This window comes from Arthrobacter sp. (assembly GCF_031988865.1).
In the GTDB taxonomy this organism is placed as follows: Bacteria; Actinomycetota; Actinomycetes; order Actinomycetales; family Micrococcaceae; genus Arthrobacter_B.
The window spans coordinates 20972-44504 of record NZ_DALZXY010000011.1 but is presented as its reverse complement, the minus strand read 5'-3'; the positions used below and the strand labels follow the sequence as shown (position 1 = coordinate 44504).

Annotated in this window: 20 protein-coding genes; 14 read left to right on the top strand and 6 right to left on the bottom strand. The window is 63.4% G+C overall.

From position 1 onward, the window contains the following. Window positions 1-214: 214 nt before the first annotated feature. From RTN46_RS03765 to RTN46_RS03750, 4 genes are all read right to left on the bottom strand, one after another. Window positions 215-517, bottom strand: coding sequence for a DUF4193 domain-containing protein (locus tag RTN46_RS03765; RefSeq protein ID WP_066297758.1), 303 nt, complete (start codon window positions 515-517; stop codon window positions 215-217). Between the two features lie 633 nt (window positions 518-1150). Then, window positions 1151-1546 carry an HsmA family protein gene (locus RTN46_RS03760; RefSeq protein WP_312179123.1) on the bottom strand — a complete coding sequence of 132 codons (396 nt, stop codon included), beginning with the start codon at window positions 1544-1546 and terminating at the stop codon, window positions 1151-1153. 280 nt (window positions 1547-1826) lie between these two features. Continuing rightward, window positions 1827-2696, bottom strand: a complete 870-nt coding sequence (locus tag RTN46_RS03755) for an IclR family transcriptional regulator (RefSeq protein ID WP_312179121.1) — start codon at window positions 2694-2696, stop codon at window positions 1827-1829. Further along, window positions 2689-3513 carry a helix-turn-helix domain-containing protein gene (locus RTN46_RS03750; protein ID WP_312179119.1) on the bottom strand — a complete coding sequence of 275 codons (825 nt, stop codon included), beginning with the start codon at window positions 3511-3513 and terminating at the stop codon, window positions 2689-2691. The genes RTN46_RS03755 and RTN46_RS03750 overlap by 8 nt, the downstream gene beginning before the upstream one ends. Window positions 3514-3735: 222 nt before the next feature. Between RTN46_RS03750 and RTN46_RS03745 the strand changes: the two genes are divergently transcribed. The 14 genes from RTN46_RS03745 to RTN46_RS03680 all read left to right on the top strand — a co-directional run bounded on the left by RTN46_RS03745 (window position 3736) and on the right by RTN46_RS03680 (window position 21362). After that, entirely contained in the window at window positions 3736-5625 is a 1890-nt protein-coding gene (locus RTN46_RS03745; RefSeq protein ID WP_312179118.1) for a PEP-utilizing enzyme, read from the top strand. Window positions 5626-5721: 96 nt separating this feature from the next. Then, window positions 5722-6825 carry a PEP/pyruvate-binding domain-containing protein gene (locus RTN46_RS03740; protein WP_312179117.1) on the top strand — a complete coding sequence of 368 codons (1104 nt, stop codon included), beginning with the start codon at window positions 5722-5724 and terminating at the stop codon, window positions 6823-6825. Then, window positions 6822-7340: a biotin/lipoyl-containing protein gene (locus RTN46_RS03735; protein WP_312179116.1), complete on the top strand. Its 519-nt coding sequence runs from the start codon at window positions 6822-6824 to the stop codon at window positions 7338-7340. Before RTN46_RS03740 ends, RTN46_RS03735 begins: the two co-directional genes overlap by 4 nt. Further along, window positions 7337-8725: a biotin carboxylase N-terminal domain-containing protein gene (locus RTN46_RS03730; RefSeq protein ID WP_312179114.1), complete on the top strand. Its 1389-nt coding sequence runs from the start codon at window positions 7337-7339 to the stop codon at window positions 8723-8725. The genes RTN46_RS03735 and RTN46_RS03730 overlap by 4 nt, the downstream gene beginning before the upstream one ends. Beyond that, entirely contained in the window at window positions 8722-10308 is a 1587-nt protein-coding gene (locus RTN46_RS03725; RefSeq protein ID WP_312179112.1) for a pyruvate/oxaloacetate carboxyltransferase, read from the top strand. Before RTN46_RS03730 ends, RTN46_RS03725 begins: the two co-directional genes overlap by 4 nt. Further along, window positions 10305-11195: an HAD hydrolase-like protein gene (locus RTN46_RS03720; RefSeq protein ID WP_312179110.1), complete on the top strand. Its 891-nt coding sequence runs from the start codon at window positions 10305-10307 to the stop codon at window positions 11193-11195. The genes RTN46_RS03725 and RTN46_RS03720 overlap by 4 nt, the downstream gene beginning before the upstream one ends. A 47-nt stretch (window positions 11196-11242) precedes the next feature. Next, entirely contained in the window at window positions 11243-13246 is a 2004-nt protein-coding gene (locus RTN46_RS03715) for an acetoacetate--CoA ligase (protein WP_312179108.1), read from the top strand. A gap of 175 nt (window positions 13247-13421) precedes the next feature. Beyond that, on the top strand, window positions 13422-14606 hold the full coding sequence (locus RTN46_RS03710; RefSeq protein ID WP_312179107.1) for an ROK family transcriptional regulator: 1185 nt from the start codon (window positions 13422-13424) through the stop codon (window positions 14604-14606). 57 nt (window positions 14607-14663) lie between these two features. Continuing rightward, a complete protein-coding gene (locus RTN46_RS03705; RefSeq protein WP_312179106.1) occupies window positions 14664-16022 on the top strand; it encodes an extracellular solute-binding protein in 1359 nt (452 codons plus the stop codon). Window positions 16023-16097: 75 nt separating this feature from the next. Beyond that, window positions 16098-17075, top strand: coding sequence for a sugar ABC transporter permease (locus tag RTN46_RS03700; protein WP_312179105.1), 978 nt, complete (start codon window positions 16098-16100; stop codon window positions 17073-17075). After that, window positions 17072-17938, top strand: a complete 867-nt coding sequence (locus tag RTN46_RS03695; protein WP_312179104.1) for a carbohydrate ABC transporter permease — start codon at window positions 17072-17074, stop codon at window positions 17936-17938. The genes RTN46_RS03700 and RTN46_RS03695 overlap by 4 nt, the downstream gene beginning before the upstream one ends. Beyond that, window positions 17935-19443, top strand: a complete 1509-nt coding sequence (locus tag RTN46_RS03690; RefSeq protein ID WP_312179103.1) for a glycoside hydrolase family 3 N-terminal domain-containing protein — start codon at window positions 17935-17937, stop codon at window positions 19441-19443. Before RTN46_RS03695 ends, RTN46_RS03690 begins: the two co-directional genes overlap by 4 nt. Continuing rightward, window positions 19440-20462 (top strand): ROK family protein, encoded by a 1023-nt coding sequence (locus RTN46_RS03685; RefSeq protein ID WP_312179102.1) that lies wholly within the window; start codon window positions 19440-19442, stop codon window positions 20460-20462. The genes RTN46_RS03690 and RTN46_RS03685 overlap by 4 nt, the downstream gene beginning before the upstream one ends. A 108-nt stretch (window positions 20463-20570) precedes the next feature. Next, on the top strand, window positions 20571-21362 hold the full coding sequence (locus RTN46_RS03680; protein ID WP_312179100.1) for an SDR family oxidoreductase: 792 nt from the start codon (window positions 20571-20573) through the stop codon (window positions 21360-21362). 124 nt (window positions 21363-21486) lie between these two features. Here the strand turns inward: RTN46_RS03680 and RTN46_RS03675 are convergent, their stop codons facing one another. Next, entirely contained in the window at window positions 21487-22401 is a 915-nt protein-coding gene (locus RTN46_RS03675) for an alpha/beta hydrolase (protein WP_312179098.1), read from the bottom strand. Between the two features lie 239 nt (window positions 22402-22640). After that, window positions 22641-23504: an SDR family NAD(P)-dependent oxidoreductase gene (locus RTN46_RS03670; RefSeq protein WP_312179097.1), complete on the bottom strand. Its 864-nt coding sequence runs from the start codon at window positions 23502-23504 to the stop codon at window positions 22641-22643. Window positions 23505-23533: the final 29 nt, after the last annotated feature.

Sequence of the window (23533 nt, the reverse complement as noted above, 5' to 3'; positions counted from 1 at the left end):
ATTCGGCGGAGCCGGGTTCAAAGATCACCGCTCCATCCTAGTGGGCGCGGCGTTTCCTGCCGCCCCCCTTCAGCCCGGGGCGCCCCAGCCACGGCGCAATCGGAGCGCCTCGGCAGCGGCAGGGACAACCGCCGGGACGGGCTATAAATAAATCAGGCCTGAGGCATAGCTGCCTCAGGCCTGGTTTGCTGGCATTTGTGCCAGGGGAGTGCTGCTAGCCTTCGCAGTCCACGCAGTACTTCTCGCCGTTCTTTTCCCGCGCAACCTGCGAACGGTGGCGGACGAGGAAGCAGGACATGCAGGTGAATTCATCAGCCTGGGCAGGAACGACCTTGATCAGCAGTTCTTCACCCGAGAGGTCCGCACCCGGCAGGTCGAACCCGTCGATGGCGTCGGACTCTTCGACATCGATAACCGCCGTCATCGCTCCGCCGCGCTGCTGGGCTTTCAGGCCCTCCAGCGAGTCGGTGGGCTGGTCTTCTTCCTTGACGCGCGGGGCATCGTAATCGGTAGCCATTTGTAGTGCTTTTCTCCTGAATTTGTGGGGGGGTTCGAGCGTAGATCATATAGGTGAAGCTGCCGATCACACCAAACGGCGCTTCTATTGGTCTGAATAAGGCTTACCCCGTGATCAGCGGATGCGGCGGGCGCCTCCGGCAGGGAGGCGGACGAGTCACGGCGGTGGGATCCGCGGGGGTTTTCCAGCATCGGTATCTCAGTGCAGCTGCAGGTCAACGCCCGGTATAACGGTCAAGGGTGCGGAAATGTTCCCGCCGGGGAAGGACAGCGTTATGTAAAGCTGCAAAACATCTCCAACCTGCCGCGGGGGACATTATGTCAACTGAATTCGAGGCACCTTCGGGAGCGCGGCGAGAGCAAAAACACGTAAGGTCCTCACGCAGAATCCAGCTATCGCACCTGAATGACAGAACGACGCCGTCTCACGAGTCAACACTCGCAACTGCAGGGGATGTGCCGAAACAAGGCTCAAAACGTTAGAAAGTCGAACTGGCAGGGCTTGGTACAAACGGCGGCCGGGGGTGACCTGGCCCACTTTCCGCAAGGATCCTAAAGTGCCGATAATCTACATTATGTCAACTAGCCGAGATCGGAGTGCCTCGCTCCACCCCCCCCAGGGGCCTGTGCCGGATCAGCCCAGACTGGTGCCGATAGCTCCTGTCACGTAGGGCACAAGCCAAATGCCCCAGACGACGAGGGAGAACTTATGAAAGCTCTTCTTTTCCCCATCGCGGTTGCGAATCAGCACGATGACCGCCCAGATGAGATGGAATGTCATCAGCAGCAGCGCAATGGCGCCGGTTACGGCCATGATTGCGTTGAGCCCCGCTCCGGTCCCACCGGTACTGGCGTCGCCTGAATTCGCAAGCTGGGTCATGAGGTAGGTTCCGCTGGCATCACAGATTAGCCCCACGCCAAAAAACCCGGCATGCCACCACTTCAGGACGCGCTGGCGATGCTCCGACCACACACCAATCGTGTAGAAGACTAGAGCGGCTGTGATGAGAATAATGGCAGGTAGGAGCATGCCCTGAGACTACAACCGAATTAAGGGCTGTTATGCCGCCCGTCACTATCATTACGCACCACCCCTTCCCCTTGATTTCACCTTCCCCAGCGGAGCCCGACTTCCGCCCCCGTCACCTTGTGCTCTCCACCGCCGGATGTGGGTCCAGTGGTGGACATGGAGTTTCCAGCGCTGTACGGGGAACATCGGACCGGTGGCAGGTATACGTGGCCGGCAACAGCACAAGATGCGCAGCGAATCGCGGACTGTCTGAGGCAGCCGCTGGAAACAAGGCGAAGTATCAATCAGCGGCGCAGGTACCTAAGACTCGCCCTTCCCCACCCTGGGCGCGTTCTCCGGGTTGACGCTGCACCCCGGGGGTCGAACCGCTGATGCTCGGGTACGCCGTCCCGGCTGCCTCCTCAAGGCGCCGGGCCAATCCCTCCGCGGCGCGGCGTATGGACGGTATGTACTGGTCCAGGTCGGTCCGGAGGTTGTAGCTGACAATTCCAATTGCCGCCTGGACGGTGCCATCCACCAGAACCGGAGCGGCGATAGACGTGGATCCGGGCTGATACTCCTGGTAGCTCTGCGCATAGCCGTGCTGGCGGATTTGTGCCAGCTGCCGGAGCACCGTTCTCCGGTCCGTGATGGTCTCCGGGGTGTATTCGGTTAAAGGCATGGCAAGAATTGCTTCGACGAAGGAATCCGGGCTGAAGGCCAGCAGTGCCTTGCCGACACCCGTGGCGTGCAGCGGTATGCGGGCACCGATGCGGCTCTGCACGGGAACGGAGGTCTCTGACGTGAGCTTTTCGACGTAGATGGCATTTGTTCCGTCACAGACGGCCAGCTGAACGGTTTCGCGGCAGTCGTATTGGAGATTAAGAAGGAACGGCATGGCTGTCTCGCGCAGCCAGCCATGAACGGGTGTCAGCAGGCCCATCTCCCACAACCGCACTCCCAGCCCATAGCGGCCGTCGCTGTTCCGGTCGAGGAATCGTCCGTCTTCGAGCTCGCCGGCAAGGCGGTACACGGTTGCCACCGGAAGCCCCGCCTTGCGGGCAAGCTGGCTGAGCGTGAGCAGCGGATTTTCGACGTCGAAGGCAGCCAAGACAGCCAGGGCCCTCGCGGTGACGGATTTAGCCGAGCTTTTGTATGGCATCTCACTCATCGCTGATCTTCCTTTCGGCGCTGGCCGCGGTTGCCGCGTCGACGCCGGGCGGCGCTGACACACCGTAATGGGACGTAGTCGCCAGTATGGTGGCAAGGCTGCGGGCGGCCCCCCTCAGCTCGGGCAGAACGGCCCCCCGGGAAGCCTGGGGCTTGGAGGCGATCGCCGCATTCGGCGGTGCACTCAGGGACAGGGCCATGGGCGGGCGTCCTTCTGCCCGGATTGGAACCGCATACTCGACCTTCCCGGCGGCGTCGGTTAACTCTGCCCACCCTCGTTCCAGCGCAGCGGCGACGCTCTCCTCCACCCGGGTGAAGTTGGCCGGTGTTACGGGCAGCGCACCCCTGGCCGCCCGGGTCATCCCACCCAGGAGGATATGTCCAGCGGCAGAATCACCCAGGGGCAGAGTAGTGCCAGGCCCGCTGCCGGGCGCACTGGCGCCGTTGGCCAAGACTTCCTCGAGACAGAGCGCCACTCCCCTGTTACCAGCGAACACCCGGACCATCATTCCGGATTTCGTCGCAAGGTTAAGTAGGAGCGGGCGGGTTCCCATACCGATCACATCGTGCGTGGGTGCGAGGATTCCCAATTCCCAGATTCTGGAGCCAATAGCGTAGCGGCCGGAACTATCCCGCTGAACCGCCGAGATGGCCTCGAGGTGGTTCAGCAGGCGGAACGTCGTCGCCACCGGGAGTCCACTGCGGCGTGAAATCTGCGACAGCGTTAGCTGGCGATGGGCCATGTCGAAGGACATCAGTACCGCAAACGCCCGTTCAGTGACAGATTTTCCAGGCGTAGCGGCATCGGTACCCGCCATAGTTCCTCCATTCAGGGTGCCGTCGGCCATTTTCGAACACCCTACCCCTCGTTTCATTTGATGAAAAGGATGACCCGTATATGCCTAGATGACGGCCATGTCGCCACTCAGTCCAGATTTCTTTTCGATCAGTGAAAAACTTTCTGGTGATCGGGGTCACATTACCGGACACTGGAGCCAGTACCCGTCATTCCCGACACCCATGGACGCGAAGGAGCAGTCATGACCACCACGGACAGCGAACTGAACGAAAACTCCGTTCCATCGGAAAGGGGACGGCAGGAACGCAGTTTTCCGGATCCGTACGACCTAGAGACACCCGTCGGGGCCGAGGGGTGGGAGGACATGTACGCGTACCACAACCGATTCCTGCAGACGCGGCGGGCGGAAGACTCATCTAAGACATGGTTCCGGAACTCACTGCACTACCCGGAAGTTTCTTACCCCTTTGACCAGCTCACCGTCGATGGTGCCTTCACCGGAACTGGCGTGACGAACACCCGCGTCTTCGCACTGCCACCGGCCAAGGGCCTGGATGTCCGCGTCATCAATGGCTATACCTACATGTCGACGATCCCGAGCCCGGGTGACGAAGAACAGGCACGGCGGGCCGAGGAATTCGGCAAGCGCGCCGGCTACTACTTCGAGAACTGGGACACCCTGTACGCCGAATGGGAGGGACGCGTCACCGGCGCCATCCGGTCCGTCCACGATCTGGAGGTTCCGCCGCTATCCGAGTTCGAGGCAATTGAGCGCGTCACGGCTAACCGCGGGCCCACTCAGGGCAACCTTCTGCTGGCCGCGTACCACCGACTGCTGGAGCACGGCGACCAGATCTGGACCCTGCATTCGGAGTTCCTCAATCTGGGCTACGCCGCGTACCTGCAGTTCCTGACCCTATGCAAGGAGCACTTCCCGGAGATCGACGACCAGACGATATCCCGCATGGTCAGCGGCGTTGATGTTCTGCTCTTCCGCCCCGATGACGAGCTTCGGGCGCTGGCCCGAAAGGCAGAGGAGCTCGGTGTTGCCGATCTTGTCCAGGCCGCCAGCACCGAGGAGGACCTCCTGGCCAGCCTTGGGGGCTCCGAGGCCGGCAAGGCTTGGCTGGCCGCCCTGGACGCAAGCAAGGATCCGTGGTTCTACTTCTCGTACGGGTCAGGCATGTACCACTCCCACCGCAGCTGGATCGACGATCTGCGGCTCCCCATCCAAGCCATCGGCGACTACATTCTCCGCCTCCGCAACGGCGACGACCTGCGCAGGCCACTGGACAAACTCCAAGCCGAGCGCGACGAACTGGTCGCGCACTACCGCTCCCTCCTGGACGAAGAGGACCTGCCGGCTTTTGACGCGGCCCTGGGCCTCTCACGGACCGTGTTCCCCTACGTCGAAAACCATAATTTCTACGTTGAACACTGGTTCCTCACGAATTTCTGGAACAAGGCCCGCGAGTTCAGCCAGCTGCTGCAAGCATGGGGCTTCTGGGACGACGTCGAAGACATCTTTTTCCTGCGCCGGGCCGAGGTCGAAGAAGCCATTGTGGATTTGCAGATGGCCTGGGCTGCCGGCGGCAAACCCCAGGGCGGCTACCATTGGCCCGCGATCATCGAGCGGCGCAAGGAAATTTACGCTGCCCTCAGCAACTGGAGCCCGCCACCGGCCCTTGGACCGGTGCCAGGCGAAGTCAACGAACCGCTGACCATCATGCTTTGGGGCATCACGCCCGAAACCGTCGAACGGTGGCTTGCCGCCCAGGACGGCGGCAGTAACCGGACACACCTGACCGGGTTCGCCGGATCCCCGGGAATCGCCGAGGGCCGCGCGCGCGTAGTCCTCCGTCCTGATCAGCTGGACACGGTGCAGGACGGCGAAATCCTTGTCTCCCCCGTAACAAGCCCCAGCTGGACACCCGTCTTCGGGCGTATCCGCGGCGCAGTCAGCGACATTGGCGGCATCATGTGCCACGCGGCCATCGTCTCCCGGGAATACGGCCTGCCCGCGGTGGTCGGCACCGGATTCGGCACGTCCACCATCAAAACCGGCCAGCTGATCCGCGTCGACGGCGATGCCGGTACCGTCACCGTCTTGGACGAGCCCAGCGACGCCTGACAGAAGCTCCGTGCCCCGGCCCGCAAATCCGCCGGCAGCAGATCTTACGATGACACGCACTGCCGGCGGACCCGTTACCCCAGAAGGAAGAACACCGTGGGAAAGTACACAAGGAAATTCAACGAGCTCAGCGGAACCGATCGGCCGCTGGTCGGCGGCAAGTGCGCCAGCCTGGGTGAGCTGGTCCGGGCCGGGTTGCCCGTACCCGATGGCTTCGCCGTCACGGTGGACGCCTACGAGGACTACCGTGACGCCTCGGACCTCCGTGAGCAGCTCCTGCGGATCGTGCTGGGGGCAGACGCCCAGAACAACGCTTCCCTGCAGCAGGCGCACGACGACGCCGTCGCCCTGGTCCTGGGCCGCGAGCTGCCACCGGCCATCGAGCGCGAGATCCGGGAATCGTATCTGCAGCTCTCACTGGAAACCCTGGAACGGCGCGGAACCGGCGACCCAGGGGGCGCGCCGGTCGCGGTGCGTTCTTCGGCCACGGACGAAGACGGCGACGCCGCCAGCTTCGCCGGCCAGCAGGAAACTTATCTGTGGGTCGTGGGCGAAGACGACGTGGTCGCCAAGGTCCGGGAATGCTGGGCCAGCCTGTACACGCCGCAGGCCATCGCCTACCGCTCCGGCATGTCCGCCACCGAGGCCGCTGAAGCCTCAAAGATTTCCGTCGCTGTTCAGCTGATGGCCCACGCCGACGTCGCCGGTGTCACCTTCACAGTCAGCCCGCGCACCGGTGACCGATCCATCATCGCCATCAATGCCAGCTGGGGGCTTGGCCAGTCCGTCGTCTCCGGTGAAGTGACCCCAGACGAATACTGGCTGACCAAGATCGGCCCCACCCTGACCAAGACCCGCATCGCCTCTAAAACCCATGAATATGTACCCGCGCCGGCCGGCACGGGCGTCGAGTTCCGCGGTGTGGAGGAAACCCGCCGCGACGTGGCCTGCCTCAGCGAAGCGGAAGTGCTGCAGCTGGCCGAGATCGCCCTGCGCGTCGAGAACCACTACGGCTGCCCGCAGGACATCGAATGGGCACTGGAGCATAACGCCGATGGGAGTCCCAAGGTCATGCTGCTCCAGTCGCGCCCGGAAACCAATTGGAAAAAGCGCAAGGAAGAGAAGAGTAAACAGACCACCACGGCAACGTCCAACCTGCTTGGGTTCGTCGCCGCCGCAACGAAAGGCGACACCAAATGAGCACCCCGTCCACACCAACCTGGCAGGACGTTCTCGATCTCGTCACCCAGTTAGACGAGGGCGCCTTCGAATCCGCGTCCGTGGACTTCGGCGGCGCCTCCGTCCGCCTCTCACGCTCGGCTGACATCCCCCTAGCCGCGCCGGCGGCCGTGACACAGCCACAGTCCTCCGTGCAGCCGGCCCCCGCGCCGGCAGCGGCACCTGCCGCCGCCGAACACCTGCCGGCAAGCCCATCTGCCCCAGATCCTGCGGAGCACGCCTCCAACAGCACCGTTGTGACCGCCCCGATTATCGGCGTCTTCTACCGCAGCCCCTCCCCCGGCGCCCCGCCCTTCGTCGAGCCCGGGTCCACCGTTGCTGCTGACACCACCATCGGGATTATCGAGGTTATGAAACTGATGAACCCGGTCACGGCTGGCGCTGCCGGAATCTTGACCGAGTTCCTGGCTGCGGACAACGCCCAGGTCGAGTTTGGCCAACCCCTGGCCACGGTCGCCGAAGAAGGCTCGCCGTGAACGCGCCGCACAAGAAGAGGGCCGTAGTCCTCGTGGCCAACCGGGGTGAGATCGCCGTGCGTGTCATCGCCGCAGCCCGCCGGATTGGCGCAAGCCCGGTCCTGGCCGCTAGCGCCGCCGATTCCGATTCGCTTGCCGCGCGTCTGGCGGACCGGGTCGTTGTCATCGGACCCGCGCAGGCCGGCCGGTCCTATCTCCGGCCCGAGTACATCGCCGAAGCCGCCGTTCACGCAGGAGCGGACGTGGTCCACCCCGGCTACGGGTTCCTCAGTGAACAACCCGAGCTCGCCGAGCTCCTCGAAGCGGAGGAGATTGCCTTCGCCGGCCCACGCCCGGAGACTCTGCGTGCCGTCGGCGATAAAAGCAGTGCACGACGCGTCGCCGTCGCTGCCGGAGTTCCGGTGGCCGTTGCCGTTGAAATCGATGACCCGGCCTCCGCTGCGGAACTCGGCGACTCCCTCGGATACCCGCTGTTGATCAAAGCCGTACACGGTGGCGGCGGCCGCGGCATCCGCCTGGTGCGCAATTCCGCTGAATTAGCAGAGCTCGCACCCCAGGCAGCGGCGGAGGCCCAGTCGGCGTTCGGAAACGGTTCCCTCTACCTCGAGCGCTTCTACCCTGCGGCCCGCCACGTGGAAGTCCAGGTGTTCGGCGACGGGAAGGGCGGTGTCCAGATATTCGGGGACCGTGACTGCTCCGTCCAGCGGAGGCACCAGAAACTCATCGAAGAATGCCCCGCTCCCGGACTCTCGGAGTCCCGCCGGTCGCTGCTGCACGAGGCATCCCGGGCACTCGTTCGCGCGCTGCAGTACCGCGGTGCCGGAACGGTCGAATTCCTCGTCGACACCGAATCCGAGGACGTCGTTTTCCTGGAGATGAACGCCCGCATCCAGGTGGAGCACCCCGTCACCGAAGAAGCCTTCGGAATCGACCTCGTTGCCGCCCAGCTACGCCTCGCCCTCGGCCAGGACCCGCAGCTCCCCGATGTGCCTCCCGTCCCGCCGGCGGTCGCCATCGAAGTGCGCATCAACGCCGAGGACCCCGACAATGGTTTCCGCCCGAACCCCGGACTAATCACCGATGTGCGCTGGCCCAGCGGCCCCGGCATCCGGGTCGATACCCATGTCCAGGCGGGGTACGCCTTCCCGCCCTATTACGACAGCCTTATGGCGAAGCTGATAGTGCGAGCCCACAGTCGCAGCGCCGCCGTCGAGGCCCTTCGCTCCGGTGCCGCAACAGTCGTCCTGGCGGGGGTCAAAACCACACTTCCCCTGCACGAGTTTGTCCTGTCCCACCCCGAATTCATCCACGGAGGGGTCAGTACCTCCTGGTTTGCGCCCGCCTGGGAACAGCGAAACGCCCACCTGAAGGAGGCCGTCAAATGACCGCGACCGCAACGCCGCAAACACGGGCTGACGTTCACCCCCAGCCCGCGAAACCGCGAAGAACCATCCGGTTGGTGGACACCAGCCTGCGCGACGGCAACCAAAGCCTCTGGGGTGCCACCGGACTAACCACCGGAATGGTGGAGGCAGTAGGCCCGCTGCTTGACCAGGTTGGCTACGACGCCATCGACTTCACCAGCTCAACCAACCTGTCCGTGGGGGTGAAGTGGCACCGCGAAAACCCCTGGGAACGCATCTCCCGCATGCGCGAGGCCATGCCCGCCACACCGCTGTCGGCCATCACCACCGGTATGCGCTTTATGTCCTGGGACAAGGCCTCAGAAACCGTGATGCGCATGGCACTGCGGCTGCTGGCCTCCCACGGAATACGCCGGCTCCAGATCGCCGAACCCATGAACGACGTCGGATCCCTCCTGCGGGTGGCCCAATGGGCGAAAGAGGAAGGGATTGAACAGGTTGTTGCGGCTGTGACCTTCACCGAAAGCCCCGTCCACACCGACGCAAGCTACGGCAGGAACGCCAGTCTCTGCAGCGCCAGCAAATATGTCGACGCCGTCTACATCAAGGATCCGGGCGGACTGCTCACCGTGGAACGAACCCGGCAACTCGTTCCCGGCATTAGGGCGGCGGCGGGGACCAAGACCCTTGAGCTGCACAGCCATTGCACCACGGGTGCCGCCTCCCAGCTGTACCTTGTTGCCGCCGAACTGGGCGTCGATGTGCTCCATACCGGGCTGGGCCCGCTGTCCAACGGCACTGCCCAGCCTGGCTTGGAGAACCTTGTGGGCAACCTGGATGCCCTCGGCATCCCGGTCCAAGCCAACCGCGAAGCTGCCGCGGCCGCAGCCAGTATCCTCCACGCAATCGCCAAGTCCCAAGGCCTGCCGGCCGGTGTCCCCACCGAATACGATCTCAGCCCCCATGTGCACCAGGTTCCCGGCGGCATGATGTCCACACTCAAGCGTCAGCTCGGAGAACTGCGAATGCTCGATGAGCTTCCGGCGGTCATCGAGGAGGCCGGGCGCGTCCGGGCCGACCTCGGCTACCCCATCATGGTCACCCCGTTCAGCCAGTTCGTTGGCAGCCAGGCACTTATGAACGTCCTCGCCGAAAAAACGGGCCAGGACCGATACAGCCGTATCCCCGACGAGGTGCTCAGGTTTGTCCTCGGCAACTTCGGTACTCCGCAAGGGGAAATTGCTCCCGAGGTACTGGAAAAGGTATCCCAGCTCCCCCGGGCCAAGGACATGGCCGAGCCCACGGCAGAGCGGTCCCTGGCCGAACTCCACGAGGAGTACGGCCGCAAATTCGGCCGGCAGCTCACCGAGGAGGAACTGCTGCTCCGGATGGTGCTCCCGGGAGACCAGATCGACACCATGCTCGCCACGGGCCCCGCACCCAAGTGGGTGCCGGACGCTGGCCGCCGGGCCGCGGAACCGGTCACCAATGCCGCGGAATTTATCAGGGCGGCCAACCTGCTTCCCAAGTGGAAATACCTGGCCGTCAGCCGCGGCAGCGAAAAAGTCGAACTGCGGCGCATACAAACCGGAGGAACCCAATGAACCTGGCCGAACTACGGAACCGCCTTGCGAAAGTCCAGGGTGTCATGTTTGATATCGACGGCTGCCTGGTCCTCTCAGACGGGCCCAGCGGACACGGCGGCAACGCCCTCCCCGGCGCGCGGGAAGCCATCGAAATCGTCCGCCAGACCGGCCGCAGCATGGCTGTATTCACCAACGGATCCATGCAGACACCGGCGCAGATCGGCGCATCCCTCAGGTCCCACGGGCTCGATGTCCTCGACGACGAAGTACTCACCCCCGCCGTTGTGGCGGCGGAAACCATGCAGACCCTCTACCAGGACCGGCCGCTCCTCGTCTTCGGCGGGAACGGCGTCCAGCACGACTTTGAGCGCCGCGGCCTGAACCTCGTCGACCATGACCGGGCTATTGCTGGCGAGCCCACGAACGCGGCCGCAGTGATCATCGGTTGGGACACCGACTTCGGCAAGGACAAAATCCAAACCGCAGCGGAGGCTGTGCTGGCCGGCGCAGAAATCTACTGCACCTCCGACGCACCCTCTTTTGCCTCCACGCAGCGCCTGAACGTGGGTGTTTCAGGCTTCATCGCCGCCGGCCTCAGCCACGTCACCGGCCGGCCGTACCGGGTCCTCGGCAAGCCCTCCGTAGAGGCAATTGCTGTCCTCACCGACAGGCTGGGGGTGCCGCCGTCCCAGACGCTCATCATTGGCGACGACCTCACCCTCGAGTGCAGGATGGCCCGCACCGCCGGTGCGCTCGGCGCCCTGGTGACCACCGGAACGCACTCCACCGCTGATGCGGCGGCCACTTCCGCGGAGCAGAAGCCCGACTTCGTGGTCGACAGCCTCCTGGGTCTGGTGGAGCTGCTTTCCCTCGTTTCCGAGGACACACCCGCGCACCTGGGATGACGTGGCAGCAAGCCCCCCACTGCAAATACACGATTAGAAGGACAAGGATGTCGACACAAAGCGCGCTCGCCGGACGCCGCCCGGTGACCTGGAGGCCCACGGCCGAGCAGCAACAAGCTTCACGGCTCTGGGATTTTATGGGCTGGGCAGCCTCACGCCGGGACGTCAGCCTGAGCGACTACCGGGCCGTCTGGCATTGGTCAGTCGATGACCTCCCGGAATTCTGGGACGCCGTGCGCGAGTACTTCAATGTGCTGGGTGATGGCTTCGACGGGCCGGCGCTGACCGAAGAACGGATGCCCGGAGCGGTGTGGTACCCCAACGCGAAGCTGAACTTTGCCGAGAACGTGCTGCGTCATGCCCTGGATCCGGATCTGGCCGAGCGCACGGCAATTCTCACCATCCAGGAAGACGACTCTGTAACCGAGCTGACCTGGCACCAACTCCAAGCACAGGTCTCGTCGCTGGCGGCGCACCTAAGGAGCCTCGGCATTGAATCCGGAGACCGCGTTGCCGCTGTGCTCCCAAATGTCCCGGAGGCGATCATCGGGCTGCTGGCAACGGCCGCCATCGGAGCCGTCTGGACCATCAACTCACCAGACCTCTCCGCCGCGGCAACCCTGGAGCGCCTGCGCCAGCTCGAACCCAAGCTGCTCATCGGCGTCGACGGCTACAGGTTCAATGGAAAGGACTTCGACCGGCTCCAGCACCTCGCCGACGTCGAAGCGGGGCTGCCCGGGCTGGAACACACCATCCTCCTGAGGAACACCGACGTACCAGCAGGCGCCCCGACCGGGCGGCTCGACTTCGCGTCCCTGCTCGCAGACCCCGCCGAGCCCGGCTACGCACGGGTGCCTTTCGATCATCCGCTCTGGGTCCTCTTCTCCTCCGGCACCACCGGCGCCCCGAAGGGGATCGTCCACGGCCATGGCGGAATGACCCTCGAAGCCCTCAAGGGAACCGGCCTGAACCAGGACATGGGCCCCGGGGAACGCTATTACGTCGCCGCAAATACGTCGTGGATGGTCTGGAACACCCTGGTCAACAATCTGATGTCGGGTGCCTCCGTGGTGACCTACGCCGGCTCCCCCATGTACGGGCGGAAAGACCGTCAGTTTGAGATCATCGCCCGGACCGGGGCAACGATGTTCGCCACGGGCGCCGCTTACCTTTCGCTTGTCGAAAAGTCAGGTCTGGAACCGGGCCAGTCCTGGGATCTTTCGAAATTGCGCTCCGTCCTCTCCACCGGTTCCCCGCTACCCGATTCCACCTGGCTGTGGGTCCACGGTCACGTCAAGCAGGACGTCCATCTCGGATCCGACACGGGCGGAACCGACATTTGCAGCGGTTTTATCGGATCAAACCCGCTGGAACCGGTTCACCTCGGCGAGCTCCAGGGCCCCCTGCTGGGTGTGGCTGTCGAAGCCTGGTCCGACGCCGGTCAACGGGTCGTTGGAGAGGTGGGAGAAATGGTCATCACACGCCCCATGCCGTCCATGCCGGTGGCCTTCTGGGGCGATGAGACAGGGGCTCGGTACCGGGCTTCCTATTTTGAAAAGTTCCCCGGCGCCTGGACCCAGGGCGACTGGATCACCGAAACCCCCGCGGGCAGCTTCGCCGTGCACGGCCGATCCGATGCCACACTGAACCGCTCCGGAGTCCGCCTCGGCAGTGCAGACATCTATGCGGCATTGCAGCACGTGCCCGAAGTAATCGAATCGATGATCATCGGCGTCGAGCAAGGAAACGGCGGCTACTACATGCCGCTCTTCGTTGCCCTGGCCCCCGGATGCCAGCTGACCGAAGAACTACGGGAGAGGATCAACGCCACCATCCGCCAACTAACGTCGGCCCGCCATGTCCCGGACGACGTCATTGCCGTGCCTGCCGTGCCAGTAACGCACGCCCTGAAAAAAATCGAGGTGCCGGTCAAGAAACTCTTCACCGGTCACAGCCCCGACACGGCCATCAATCGCGGGTCACTCGCCAACCCTGAGGCCGTTGACTGGTTCATCGAACGAGCACGGACGTACCTGTCAGAAGACGGTTAATAGGGCCTGAGGCCGCGACGACGGGACCCCCTTTCATGCCGAGGGCCACAGTTGCGTGCCACACGGGGGCTCCAGGACGTCAGCGCCTTGGAGGCTGACGCCGAGCTTCTGTCCGCCCAAAAAATCGGAAAATTAGCTCTTGCCAATAGTTTGTTTGTAAACCATACTTTCAAACATGTTGGCGCGATTCCCTGAAACCAAGGTTGACTCCACGGCGGCCGGAGCGGCCTCCTCGATGCTCTCCCGTCCCGGTTTCCAGCCCGAATCGAGGGCACTGCCCGGGCACGCCCGGAGCCATAACCTGGCGCTCGTGCTTCAGACCCTTTACCGGGCCGGAGAGCTGAGCCGGGCGGATCTGGCCAGGGAACTCGGCTTCACCCGGGTCACTGCCTCTGACCTCGTGGCTGAGCTCATCACCAACGGGTACGTCGTTGAACGTGGGCACCGCGAAGGTTCCCGGCCGGGCAAGCCGGCGATGCTCGTTGATATCAACCGTGACGGACTGCAGATTGTCAGCCTCGACCTGGCCGAGCATGCCGTGTTCCGGGGCGCCGTCCTGGACCTCGATGGCAACGTCCTCAGCCGCTGCGAGATTGAGCGGGCTGCCCAAACCGGGGAAGGTACCGTCGAGGAAACGGTTCAGCTCCTTCAACGGACCCTCAAGCTGGCTACTGCTCCCGTTCTTGGCGTCGGGGTAGGTACTCCAGGCATCGTCGACGCCCACGGCGTCGTCCAAACCTCCCCCAACCTGGGCTGGTTCGGACTTGACCTGAGAAGTGTCCTCTCCGCAGCCGCGGGCCTGCCAGTCACGGTGGCTAATGACGCGAACGCGGCCGTGATGGCTGAAAGCACTTTTTCGAATTCCTCGAATGACCTCATGCTGATCAAAATTGGCCGCGGCGTGGGCTCAGGCCTTGTGGTCGGTGGCCGCCCCCTGCTGGGCAGCCGCTTTGCCGCGGGTGAGATCGGGCACGTCACAGTGGGGACAGATGGTGGAGCCCGCTGTGTCTGTGGAAAGACCGGATGCCTCGAAACCTGGCTCTCTGTTCCCAATCTCGAAGCCGCGTTATCGGGTAAGACCGGTGCCCAGCATGACACCGTGCTGATCGAGGCGGGTCAGCGCCTCGGCATTGCCCTTGCCCCAATAGTCGGAGCGCTGAACCTCTCAGAGGTCGTACTCAGCGGGCCGCCCCACCTTTTTGACGGCCCACTGCTCAGTGCGGCCGCCGAAACACTCCAGGAGCGGACACTGGCCGAATTTACCAGTGACGTGAGCTTCCGGAGGTCCACCCAGGGCCAGGACATCGTCCTGCGCGGAGCCGCAGTGATGGTCCTTTCAGCGCAACTTGGAGTTGCCTGACCCGGGTATTCAACCGTTTGGATGCCCGGTATTTCAATGACGAAAGGGAAGCTTCAAATGAAAAAACCATACAAAGTTTTGGCTCTGGCCACGGCATCGGCGCTGATGCTCGCGGCTTGTGGTTCCGGGGGCTCAGAACCCAAGTCCACCAACGATGGTGCCGCAGACAGCAGCAAGGAAATCACGCTGTGGCTTGCAGGAGGTGACACCAACGACGATCTGCGGGATTACCTGAAGACGACCTTCGAGGAAAAGACCGGTTCGAAGCTGGTCATCGAGGAACAGTCCTGGGGCGACATCGTCACGAAGCTCACGACCGCACTGCCTGACGAGAACAACACCCCCGACGTCGTGGAACTGGGCAACACCCAGTCCCCCACCTTCACCAACGTAGGGGCCTTCGCGGATATCTCGGATATGTACGACGAACTCGGTGGCGACAATCTCCTCCAGTCCTTCGTCGAAGTCGGGGCCGTGGAAGGCGCCAACTACACGCTGCCCTACTACTTCGGCTCCCGCTACATGTTCCAGCGGAAGGACCTGTGGAGCGAGGCCGGCGTCGAGCAGCCCAAGACGCTCGACGAGTTCAATGCGGCCGTACAGAAGATTGCCAGTGCCAACCCCCGCGGGATCGAGAACTTCTCCGGGTTCTTCCTGGGCGGCCAGGACTGGCGTAATGGAATTTCCTGGGTGTTCGCCAACGACGGGGAACTGGCCAAGAAGGAAGGCGACAAGTGGGTCTCCACTCTCTCCGACCCCAATACGATCACCGGCCTGACCCAGCTGCAGGAAATCTACCGGAACGCGTCGAAGGCACCCGCTGACGCCAAGGACGTGACCCCCTGGCTCTACATCAACGACGCCGATGAAATCCTTGATGAAGACGGCAACGCCACCGGGACAACGTCCCTTGGTGCAGCCACGATCATGGCCCCGGGATGGGCCAACGGATCCATCGGCGATCTGACCACGGGCGAGGACGGCAAGCCCGTCCGGACCTGGAACGATGAAACGTTTGGCGCCTTCGCACTTCCGGGCAACGACGGCAAGCCGGCTCCGGTATTCGCTGGCGGCTCGAACATCGGCATTTCCGCAGCGTCCAAGAACCAGGACCTGTCGAAGGAACTCCTACGGATCATCTTCTCCGAGGAATACCAGACCATGCTCGGTGAAGCCGGCCTCGGCCCGGCCAACCAGGAGTACGTCACAAGCCTCGGTGACGACCAGTTCGCCAAGACAGCAATCGAGGCCGCATCCAACTCCAAGCTGACCCCCGCTGCACCCGGCTGGGCCGCGGTGGAAGGCGCTTCGATCCTCGAAGAGTTCTTCGGCAAGATCGCCACAACCGACGATCTGTTGTCCCTGGCCGAAGAGTACGACGCGAAAATCACTCCCATGCTGAACAGCAAGAGCTAACAGCATTACCGCGCGGTGCCGGGAATCTCCCGGCACCGCGCCCCTTTTCCATCGAACTTAGAAGGAGGCAGGTTTGTGACGGCCACCCATACCCCGCCTGTTGCCACATCGGATCGTGCAGCCACACCGGATGCAGCTGCAGCGCCGCGTACCCGCCGAAGGAAACGACGCGGCCGGTCCGCCCCCTATATTCTGCTGATCCCCGCTGTTCTGGTCCTTGTGGCCGCCCTGGGGTATCCCCTCACCTGGCAGATCCTGACCTCCCTGCAGGAATTCGGCCTCGCCCAGCAGTTCGGACAGCCCCCTAAGTTTGTTGGCCTGCAGAACTACATCGAACTGCTATCCGACAGCTACACCTGGGCGGTGGTGGCCCGCTCCCTGCTCTTCTGCGTAGCAAGCGCCGGCGCCACCATGGCAATCGGCATCGGTCTGGCCCTGCTGATGAACCGGGTTAACAAAGTCGTCAGGAACATTCTGCAGATCGCTCTGCTGCTGGCATGGGCCATGCCCGTTGTCGCTGCAATGACGGTTTGGATCTGGCTCTTCGACTGGCGGCGCAGCATCGTGAACTGGGTGCTTACCGAGGCAGGACTCGACTTCCAGGGATACAACTGGCTGGCCGCTCCCCTGACCTTCTATCTCGTCGCACTGATCATCGTGACCTGGATGAGTGTGCCTTTTGTTGCTTTCAGCGTTTATGCCGGGCTGACCCAGGTATCTGACGAGGTACTGGAAGCGGCTCAATTGGACGGGGCAACGGGCTGGCAGCGGCTCATCCACATCATGCTTCCCATGATCCGGCCGGTCCTGGCCATCGTGATGCTCCTTCAGGTCATTTGGGACCTCAGGGTCTTCACCCAAATCAGGCTGCTCCAGGATGTGGGCTCCGTTCCCAGTGAAACAAATCTTCTGGGCACTTATATCCACCAGCTGGGGACGGGTGCCGGAGATTTCGGCATGTCCAGCGCAGTATCCATTTTTATGCTCGTGCTCACCATCAGCATCAGCTGGTTTTATGTGCGCCGAATGATTCGAGAGGACGGTGCGGCATGAGTGTGCTCTCCGGAACTACCCGGCGGCGGCGCCCCTGGATCTCTTCATGGATCTGGGGCGGCGTAGCTCTTCTCCTGGCCGCCATGTGGGCGTTCCCCGTCTATTGGATGCTCAACTCCGCATTCCTTCCGAACGTGACACTGCAATCAGCAACCCCAACTTTCTTTCCCGTAGGTGGGTCCTGGGATAACTTTGTGGCAGTGACTGCCTCCGGGACCTTCTTCTCGGCGCTCGGGATCAGCCTGGCCGTCACCTCCATCACTGTCGTCTGCTGCCTCCTTTTCGCGTTTTTTGGCGCCTTGGCCATCAGCCGGTTTCGTTTCCGTGGCAGGAAAAGCTTTGTGCTGGCCCTCCTGCTGGTGCAGATGCTGCCCGCCGAAGGACTGTTCATCGCCCAGTACAAGATGATGGCAAACGTGGACCTGCTTAATTCAGTAGTAGGCATAAGCGTTCTCTACATCGCTGCCGTTGTCCCCTTTACGATCTGGATGCTCCGGGGGTTCGTTGCCGGCATTCCAGCAGAGCTCGAGGAAGCGGCCATGGTAGACGGTTTGACGCGTACCCAGGCCTTTCTCCGGATCACGTTCCCGCTGCTCGCGCCGGGACTTATTGCCTCCGGTGTCTATGCGTTCCTGCAGGCCTGGAATGAGTTCACCGTCGCACTGGTGGTGATGACAAGCGATTCAAGCAAAACGATCCCCTTGTGGCTGCGGGGCTTCCTGCAGTCGAGTTCCAGCCGGGAAACGGATTGGGGCCAGGTTATGGCAGCGTCCACACTGGTGGCCGTGCCTGTCATCATTTTCTTCCTCTTTGTCCAGGGCCGGATGAGCAGTGGCTTGGTCGGAGGAGCAGTTAAGGGATGATCGTCAACCTCAATGATGGGAACCGGACCATCCGTTCAACGGTGATCGGCACGCTGCTGCCCGGCTTCCCGGGGACCAGCGTGCCGGAATGGCTCATTCGTGAACTCCGGGACGGACTGGCCGGAGTCTGCCTGTTCGGCAGCAACATCGAGTCAGCCGCTCAAATACGCGAACTTACCAGTGCGATCCGCGGGGCAAATCCCGCTGCGGTCATCACCCTGGACGAAGAAGGCGGGGATGTTACCCGGCTCTACTACGACGCCGGCTCCCCCCACCCGGGGAACGCTGTCCTTGGCCGCTTGGACGACCTCGCAGCAACCTATGCCTCGGCAGCTGCAATAGGCCACGATCTCCGCCGTGCCGGGTGCAACCTGGATCTGGCCCCATCAGCCGATATCAATTCAAACCCCAACAACCCCGTCATTGGCGTACGCAGCTTCGGGGATGATGCCAGCCTGGTCGCCAACCACTCCGCGGCCTGGGTCCAGGGACTTCAATCCACTGGTGTGGCCGCCTGCCTCAAGCACTTTCCGGGACATGGAGACACGGCCCAGGACTCACACCTGACCCTGCCAACCGTCGACGCGCCCCTGGACGTTCTCCTGGAACGCGAACTCGCACCCTTCCGGGCCGCCATCGCCGCCGGAGCGGCAACCATCATGACGTCCCATATCCTCGTGCCAGCCCTCGACGCACACAATCCCGCCACGTTCTCGAGAGCAATTCTCCAGGACCTGCTGCGGGAGGAACTCGGCTTCACCGGCGTCATCGTCACCGACGCCCTGGACATGCATGGAGCCAGCGGCAGCATCGGTATCCCCGCTGCCGCCGTCCGCGCCCTGGCGGCCGGAAGTGACTTGCTGTGCCTGGGCTCTGACACAAGCGAAGACGAGTACAACCGGGTCGTTGCGCAGATCAGTGCAGCCGTCCAGACTGGTGAGCTTCGCATCGACCGTCTGGAGGATGCGCAGCGCAGAACTGCCTCCCTCTTCGACCGTCTCCCCCGGGCTGTTCAATCCGCGGATAAACCCTCCAACCCACCAGCGCAGCCCCTTGCCGATGCCGCCACCGTCGCCGGGACCTTCCAGCTGAACAGCAGGGCCCGGAAATGGCTGGCCAACAGCACACAGCCGTTCCAGCTCTATCAGCTCTCCAGCCCGGCCAACATGGCGGTGGGCCACGTTCCCTGGGGTCCGGCGTCTCTGGACAGCACACCTGATGCGTCGACGATGGTGCATACCATTCAGGGCCCGGGCCAGGAACTGGCATCGATCCCTGCCGGGGCCAGGGTGGCACTGGTGGGACGGAACCTTCATTTGAACGAGCCAGGGATGGAACTGATCAGCGAACTGCGTCAACAGGACATCGACATAATGGTCATTGAAATGGGCTGGCCGTCGGCTGACAGTACGGTTGCGGATGCCTGCACCTTCGGTGCTTCCCAACTCATCAGCACCGCCCTGGTTGGGCTGCTAATGGGCGGCCTTCCGCAGGGAGCGGCATGAGACTCGGAATTGATATTGGCGGGACGAAGACGGAAGCAGTTGCCGTTGCCAACGGCGACGTCGTCCACCGGGTTACGGTGTCAACGGGATACGGTGCGACGGCCGTGGTCAGGTCCGCTATGGATGCAGCCGAACAGGTTCGCCATGCCTGCGGACTGCCCTTCCACGCATTCGAATCAATCGGTGCCGGTATCCCCGGACACGTAGATCACCGCACAGGAACTGTCTCCCACGCAGTGAACCTGGGGTTTGAGACCCTCGAACTCCGCGCCGAACTCAGTGCCCACATGGGCGCTGAGGTGCACATAGACAACGACGTTAACGCTGCCGCGCTGGGAGCCCATAAGTGGGTCGGCACCATGACGGCTCAAACCGGCGGGCTCATGGCCTACCTCAACCTCGGAACCGGTCTTGCCGCGGGCCTCGTCAGCAACGGGGCAATCTGGCGTGGAAGTAACGGGGCAGCCGGTGAAATCGGCCATATTCCAGTCAGGCCGGACGGTCTGCTGTGCCCCTGTGGGCAGCGGGGATGTCTCGAAACCCTCGCATCCGGCTCGGCGATCTCCCGCTCCTGGCCATCAGCGGAGCCGCTCCCTGCACTGGCCCTGGCCGCTGCCGCCGAAAACGGAGACCCGTTGGCGATTAAGGTGCTCAACGATCTCTACGACGGGGCCGCTGCCGCCGTCCGAATTCTGGCCCTCACCGCAGGCGTAGGAACAGTCGTGATTGGTGGCGGCCTGACCGCGCTGGGGACGCAGCTTCTCACCGGCGTCCGGCAAAGCCTGGACAGGACCGCCGCAGAGTCGAAGTTCGTTGCTTCGCTCGAGTTGTCCCGGCAGGTAAACCTGCTCCCGCGCAGCTTTCCGGCGGCAGCGGTGGGCGCGGCGCTTATCGGCTGCGGCGGCAGCTCCGCCCCGGCGGAGGCCGCCGGTTCGGACTTAGCCGGTTCGGACTTAGCCGGTTCGAAGATGCCGTTGGCCGCAGCTGGTTCCGACGTGCCGTTGGCCGCTTCGCCCTAGCATCGGCGAGAGGTGTCTTTTTGGTCACTTTTCAGCGTCCAGGAGCCGTTAAAGCGAAGCTCAGCACCCCCCCCTATACCACTGCCAGACCGGGAGTACGCTCGAAGTATGACAACACGTACTTATATCGTCACAGGATCCGCCTCCGGCATCGGCGCAGCCACCGCTGAACTGTTGAAGGAGCGCGGCCAGACCGTCATCGGCGTCGATCTGCGCAACGCAGACGTCGAGGGAGACCTCAGCACCCCCGAAGGCCGGAAGATCGCCGCAGACCGCGCGGTTGAACTTGCCGGTGGCCATGTGGACGCAGTAATCGCCTGCGCCGGTATTTCTGCGCCTATCCCCCTGACCGTTTCCGTTAACTTCTTCGGCGTCACAGAGTTCCTGGACCACCTCGCGCCGGTCCTGGCGCGCAGCGAAGCTCCCCGCGCCGTCGTCGTGAGCTCCATGGCCTCCCTGCAGCCGAATTCCCCCGAACTGGTGGACGCCCTGCTTGCCGGCGACGAAGCCATGGCACGGCAGATCGGCCAGAAGCTTGCTGATCAGGGCCCTCAGATCGGCTACCTCAACTACCCGTCCAGCAAGCGTGCGCTCAGCCGCTGGGTACGGCGGGAATCAATCAGCGAACGGTATGCCGGTAACGGGATTCCGCTCAACGCCGTTGCCCCCGGCACCGTCCTGTCCGCCATGACCCGCGAGCTGCTTGCGACTCCGGAAGGCGTCAAGATGGTGGATGAGTCAGTTCCCATGCCGCTGAACGGCCACTCCGAGCCGGTAGTCATCGCCCGCCTGCTCGCCTGGCTGGCCGGCGAAGAGAACACGCATCTGGCAGGCCAGACCATTTACTGCGACGGCGGCGCTGACGCTACGCTGCGCGGCGACGACATCTGGCAGTCCTGATTCCAGAGACGGCGGCCTGCACCTCTACGGTGCGGGCCGCCGTTTCGTTTAAGCCCCCCATCGAAGATGGTGCATAAGCCACACCGTATTTGGTGCGTGCGCCGGGGCTCGCCGCGCCCGGGACCTACGCGGCAATCTCCAGCTCGGAGCGCATGGGAACCGATTGGGCGCCGGTGGCGGTGTCAAGGAAATTCAATGTGTCGGCAAGTATCAGGCGGGCATCCCTAAGCTGCAGCTTGAATTGGTATTCGTGCCCCAGCGCCGGCTTATGATCCTTGGGCCAGAAGCGCCGCACGACCTGTACCCCGAGTTCCTCCAGCCGGTCCGCCAGGGGCTCGGACTGCTGTTCGGTCAGGTAGTCGCCGTTGCCTCCGGAGATAAACGTGGGCGGAAAGTTCCGGCCAACGTGCTCCAGGATGGACATGTGTTCAGCCGCCGGCGTGCCGGCCCAGTTCTTGGATCCCGTGTACGCCCAAAGGGCAGTCCGGAATCCCCAGCCCTGCGGGCCCTTCAGCCGCGCCATGGTCAACAGGTCGTACACACCGCAGAACAACAGCATGCCGCGGAGGTGCTCGGGCGCCGCAGCAGGGATGACGCCGGTGCGGCGGGCATACTCCGGGTCGGTGATGATCAGTCCGAGCTGGGCGGCCAGCTGGGCGCCGGCAGAATCGCCCGCCAGCACAATCCGGTCTGGATCCAGATGGTAAGTGGACGCATGCTCACGCAGATAGGCCAGCGCACGGTTCAGCTCCGTCACCGCCTGGGGGTAGTTGGCCTCCGGAGATATCGAGTACCCCACACCAACCACTGCGTACCCGTGCGCAGCAAGGATTTCCAGATAGGGAGCCACATTGTCCTTGGAACCGGAAATCCACGCGCCCCCGTGCACCCAGACAACCACGGGAAGCGGGTGGTCGCCGGCGTTTTCCGGCAGGAACACATCTAGGCGGGGACGCTTGGCCTTGCCGAGGTACGGCAACCCGAGGTGGGACCGAACTCCCCCCGCGGGGACATGCTTGCGCAGTGTGCTCAGCCGCATTTGCCCCCCGCTGGAAAAAACTCCGCGGATAAAAAAGGCCGATGGTCTTGGGTCTTTGTGTATTGCGGCCAGCGTGCCGGCTGCCACAGCTCCAGCCATGAACCCCGCTGCCGCCAAAGGCAGGTTCTTCATTTTTTTAGGTTAGGGCGCGGCGCAGATCACTCCACGGAAGATTCCGCGGCCCAACACGGGCCCGCGGCACGGACGGTGCCACAATTCACACCCTGCTGTGCCGCGGTCTACAGAATCCGGTGCCCGTTCCCGGAGCCGGCCAGCCCGGTCATTTCCAGGCTGCGCTCCCAGAGGCGGCTCGAGGCAGCAGGATCATAGGCTGCCTTTGCCGCCGTGGTGAGCCGCCGCTTGGAGTAGTAGCCTCCCGGCAGCCAATCCTCACCGGGCGACGTCGTCGCCAGCCACACCAGCGTGTCCGCCCCATTCTCCGGGCTCAGCAGGAACCGGTTGAGGACGCTGCCGTAGACATGCCGCATGGCCGAGGTGGATCCCGCAGCGAAGGAAGTGGCCACGACACCTGGATGGAAGGCCGCGGAATGCACACCTTGGTCTCCGAAACGCCTCTCCAGCTCGGTGGTGAAGAGGATGTTAGCGAGTTTCGCGTTTCCATACGCCCGCTCCGGCCTGTAGCGCCGGCGCAGTTCCAGATCCTCCACATCGAAGCGGGCGAAAAGCTTGTTGGCGGCCGAGGAGGTGTTGACGACCACCGCTTGGGAGGACAGCAGCCGTTCCAGCAGCAGATTAGTCAGGAGGAACGGCGCCAGGTGGTTCACCTGGAAAGTCAGTTCATGGCCATCCTCGGTCTCCGTTCGCTGGCGCAATATGGCACCCGCATTATTCGCCAGGAGATCGATCCGTGGATACCGGTCCTGCAGAGCCGCGGCCAGCCGCCTCACGTCCTCAAGCCGGGAGAAGTCCACTGTGTACCAGTCAGCCCCTATGCTTCCGGCAACGGCAGCCGTCTTTTCGGGGTTACGTCCCACCACCACGACCCGCCATCCACGCCCCGCCAGTTCCCGGGCTGCAGCCGCACCAATGCCGTCGCTGGCGCCGGTGATCACCGCCGTCTTCTGGTCTGGTCGATGCTCCATGGATGACCTCCTCGATCGCTTTCGAACCT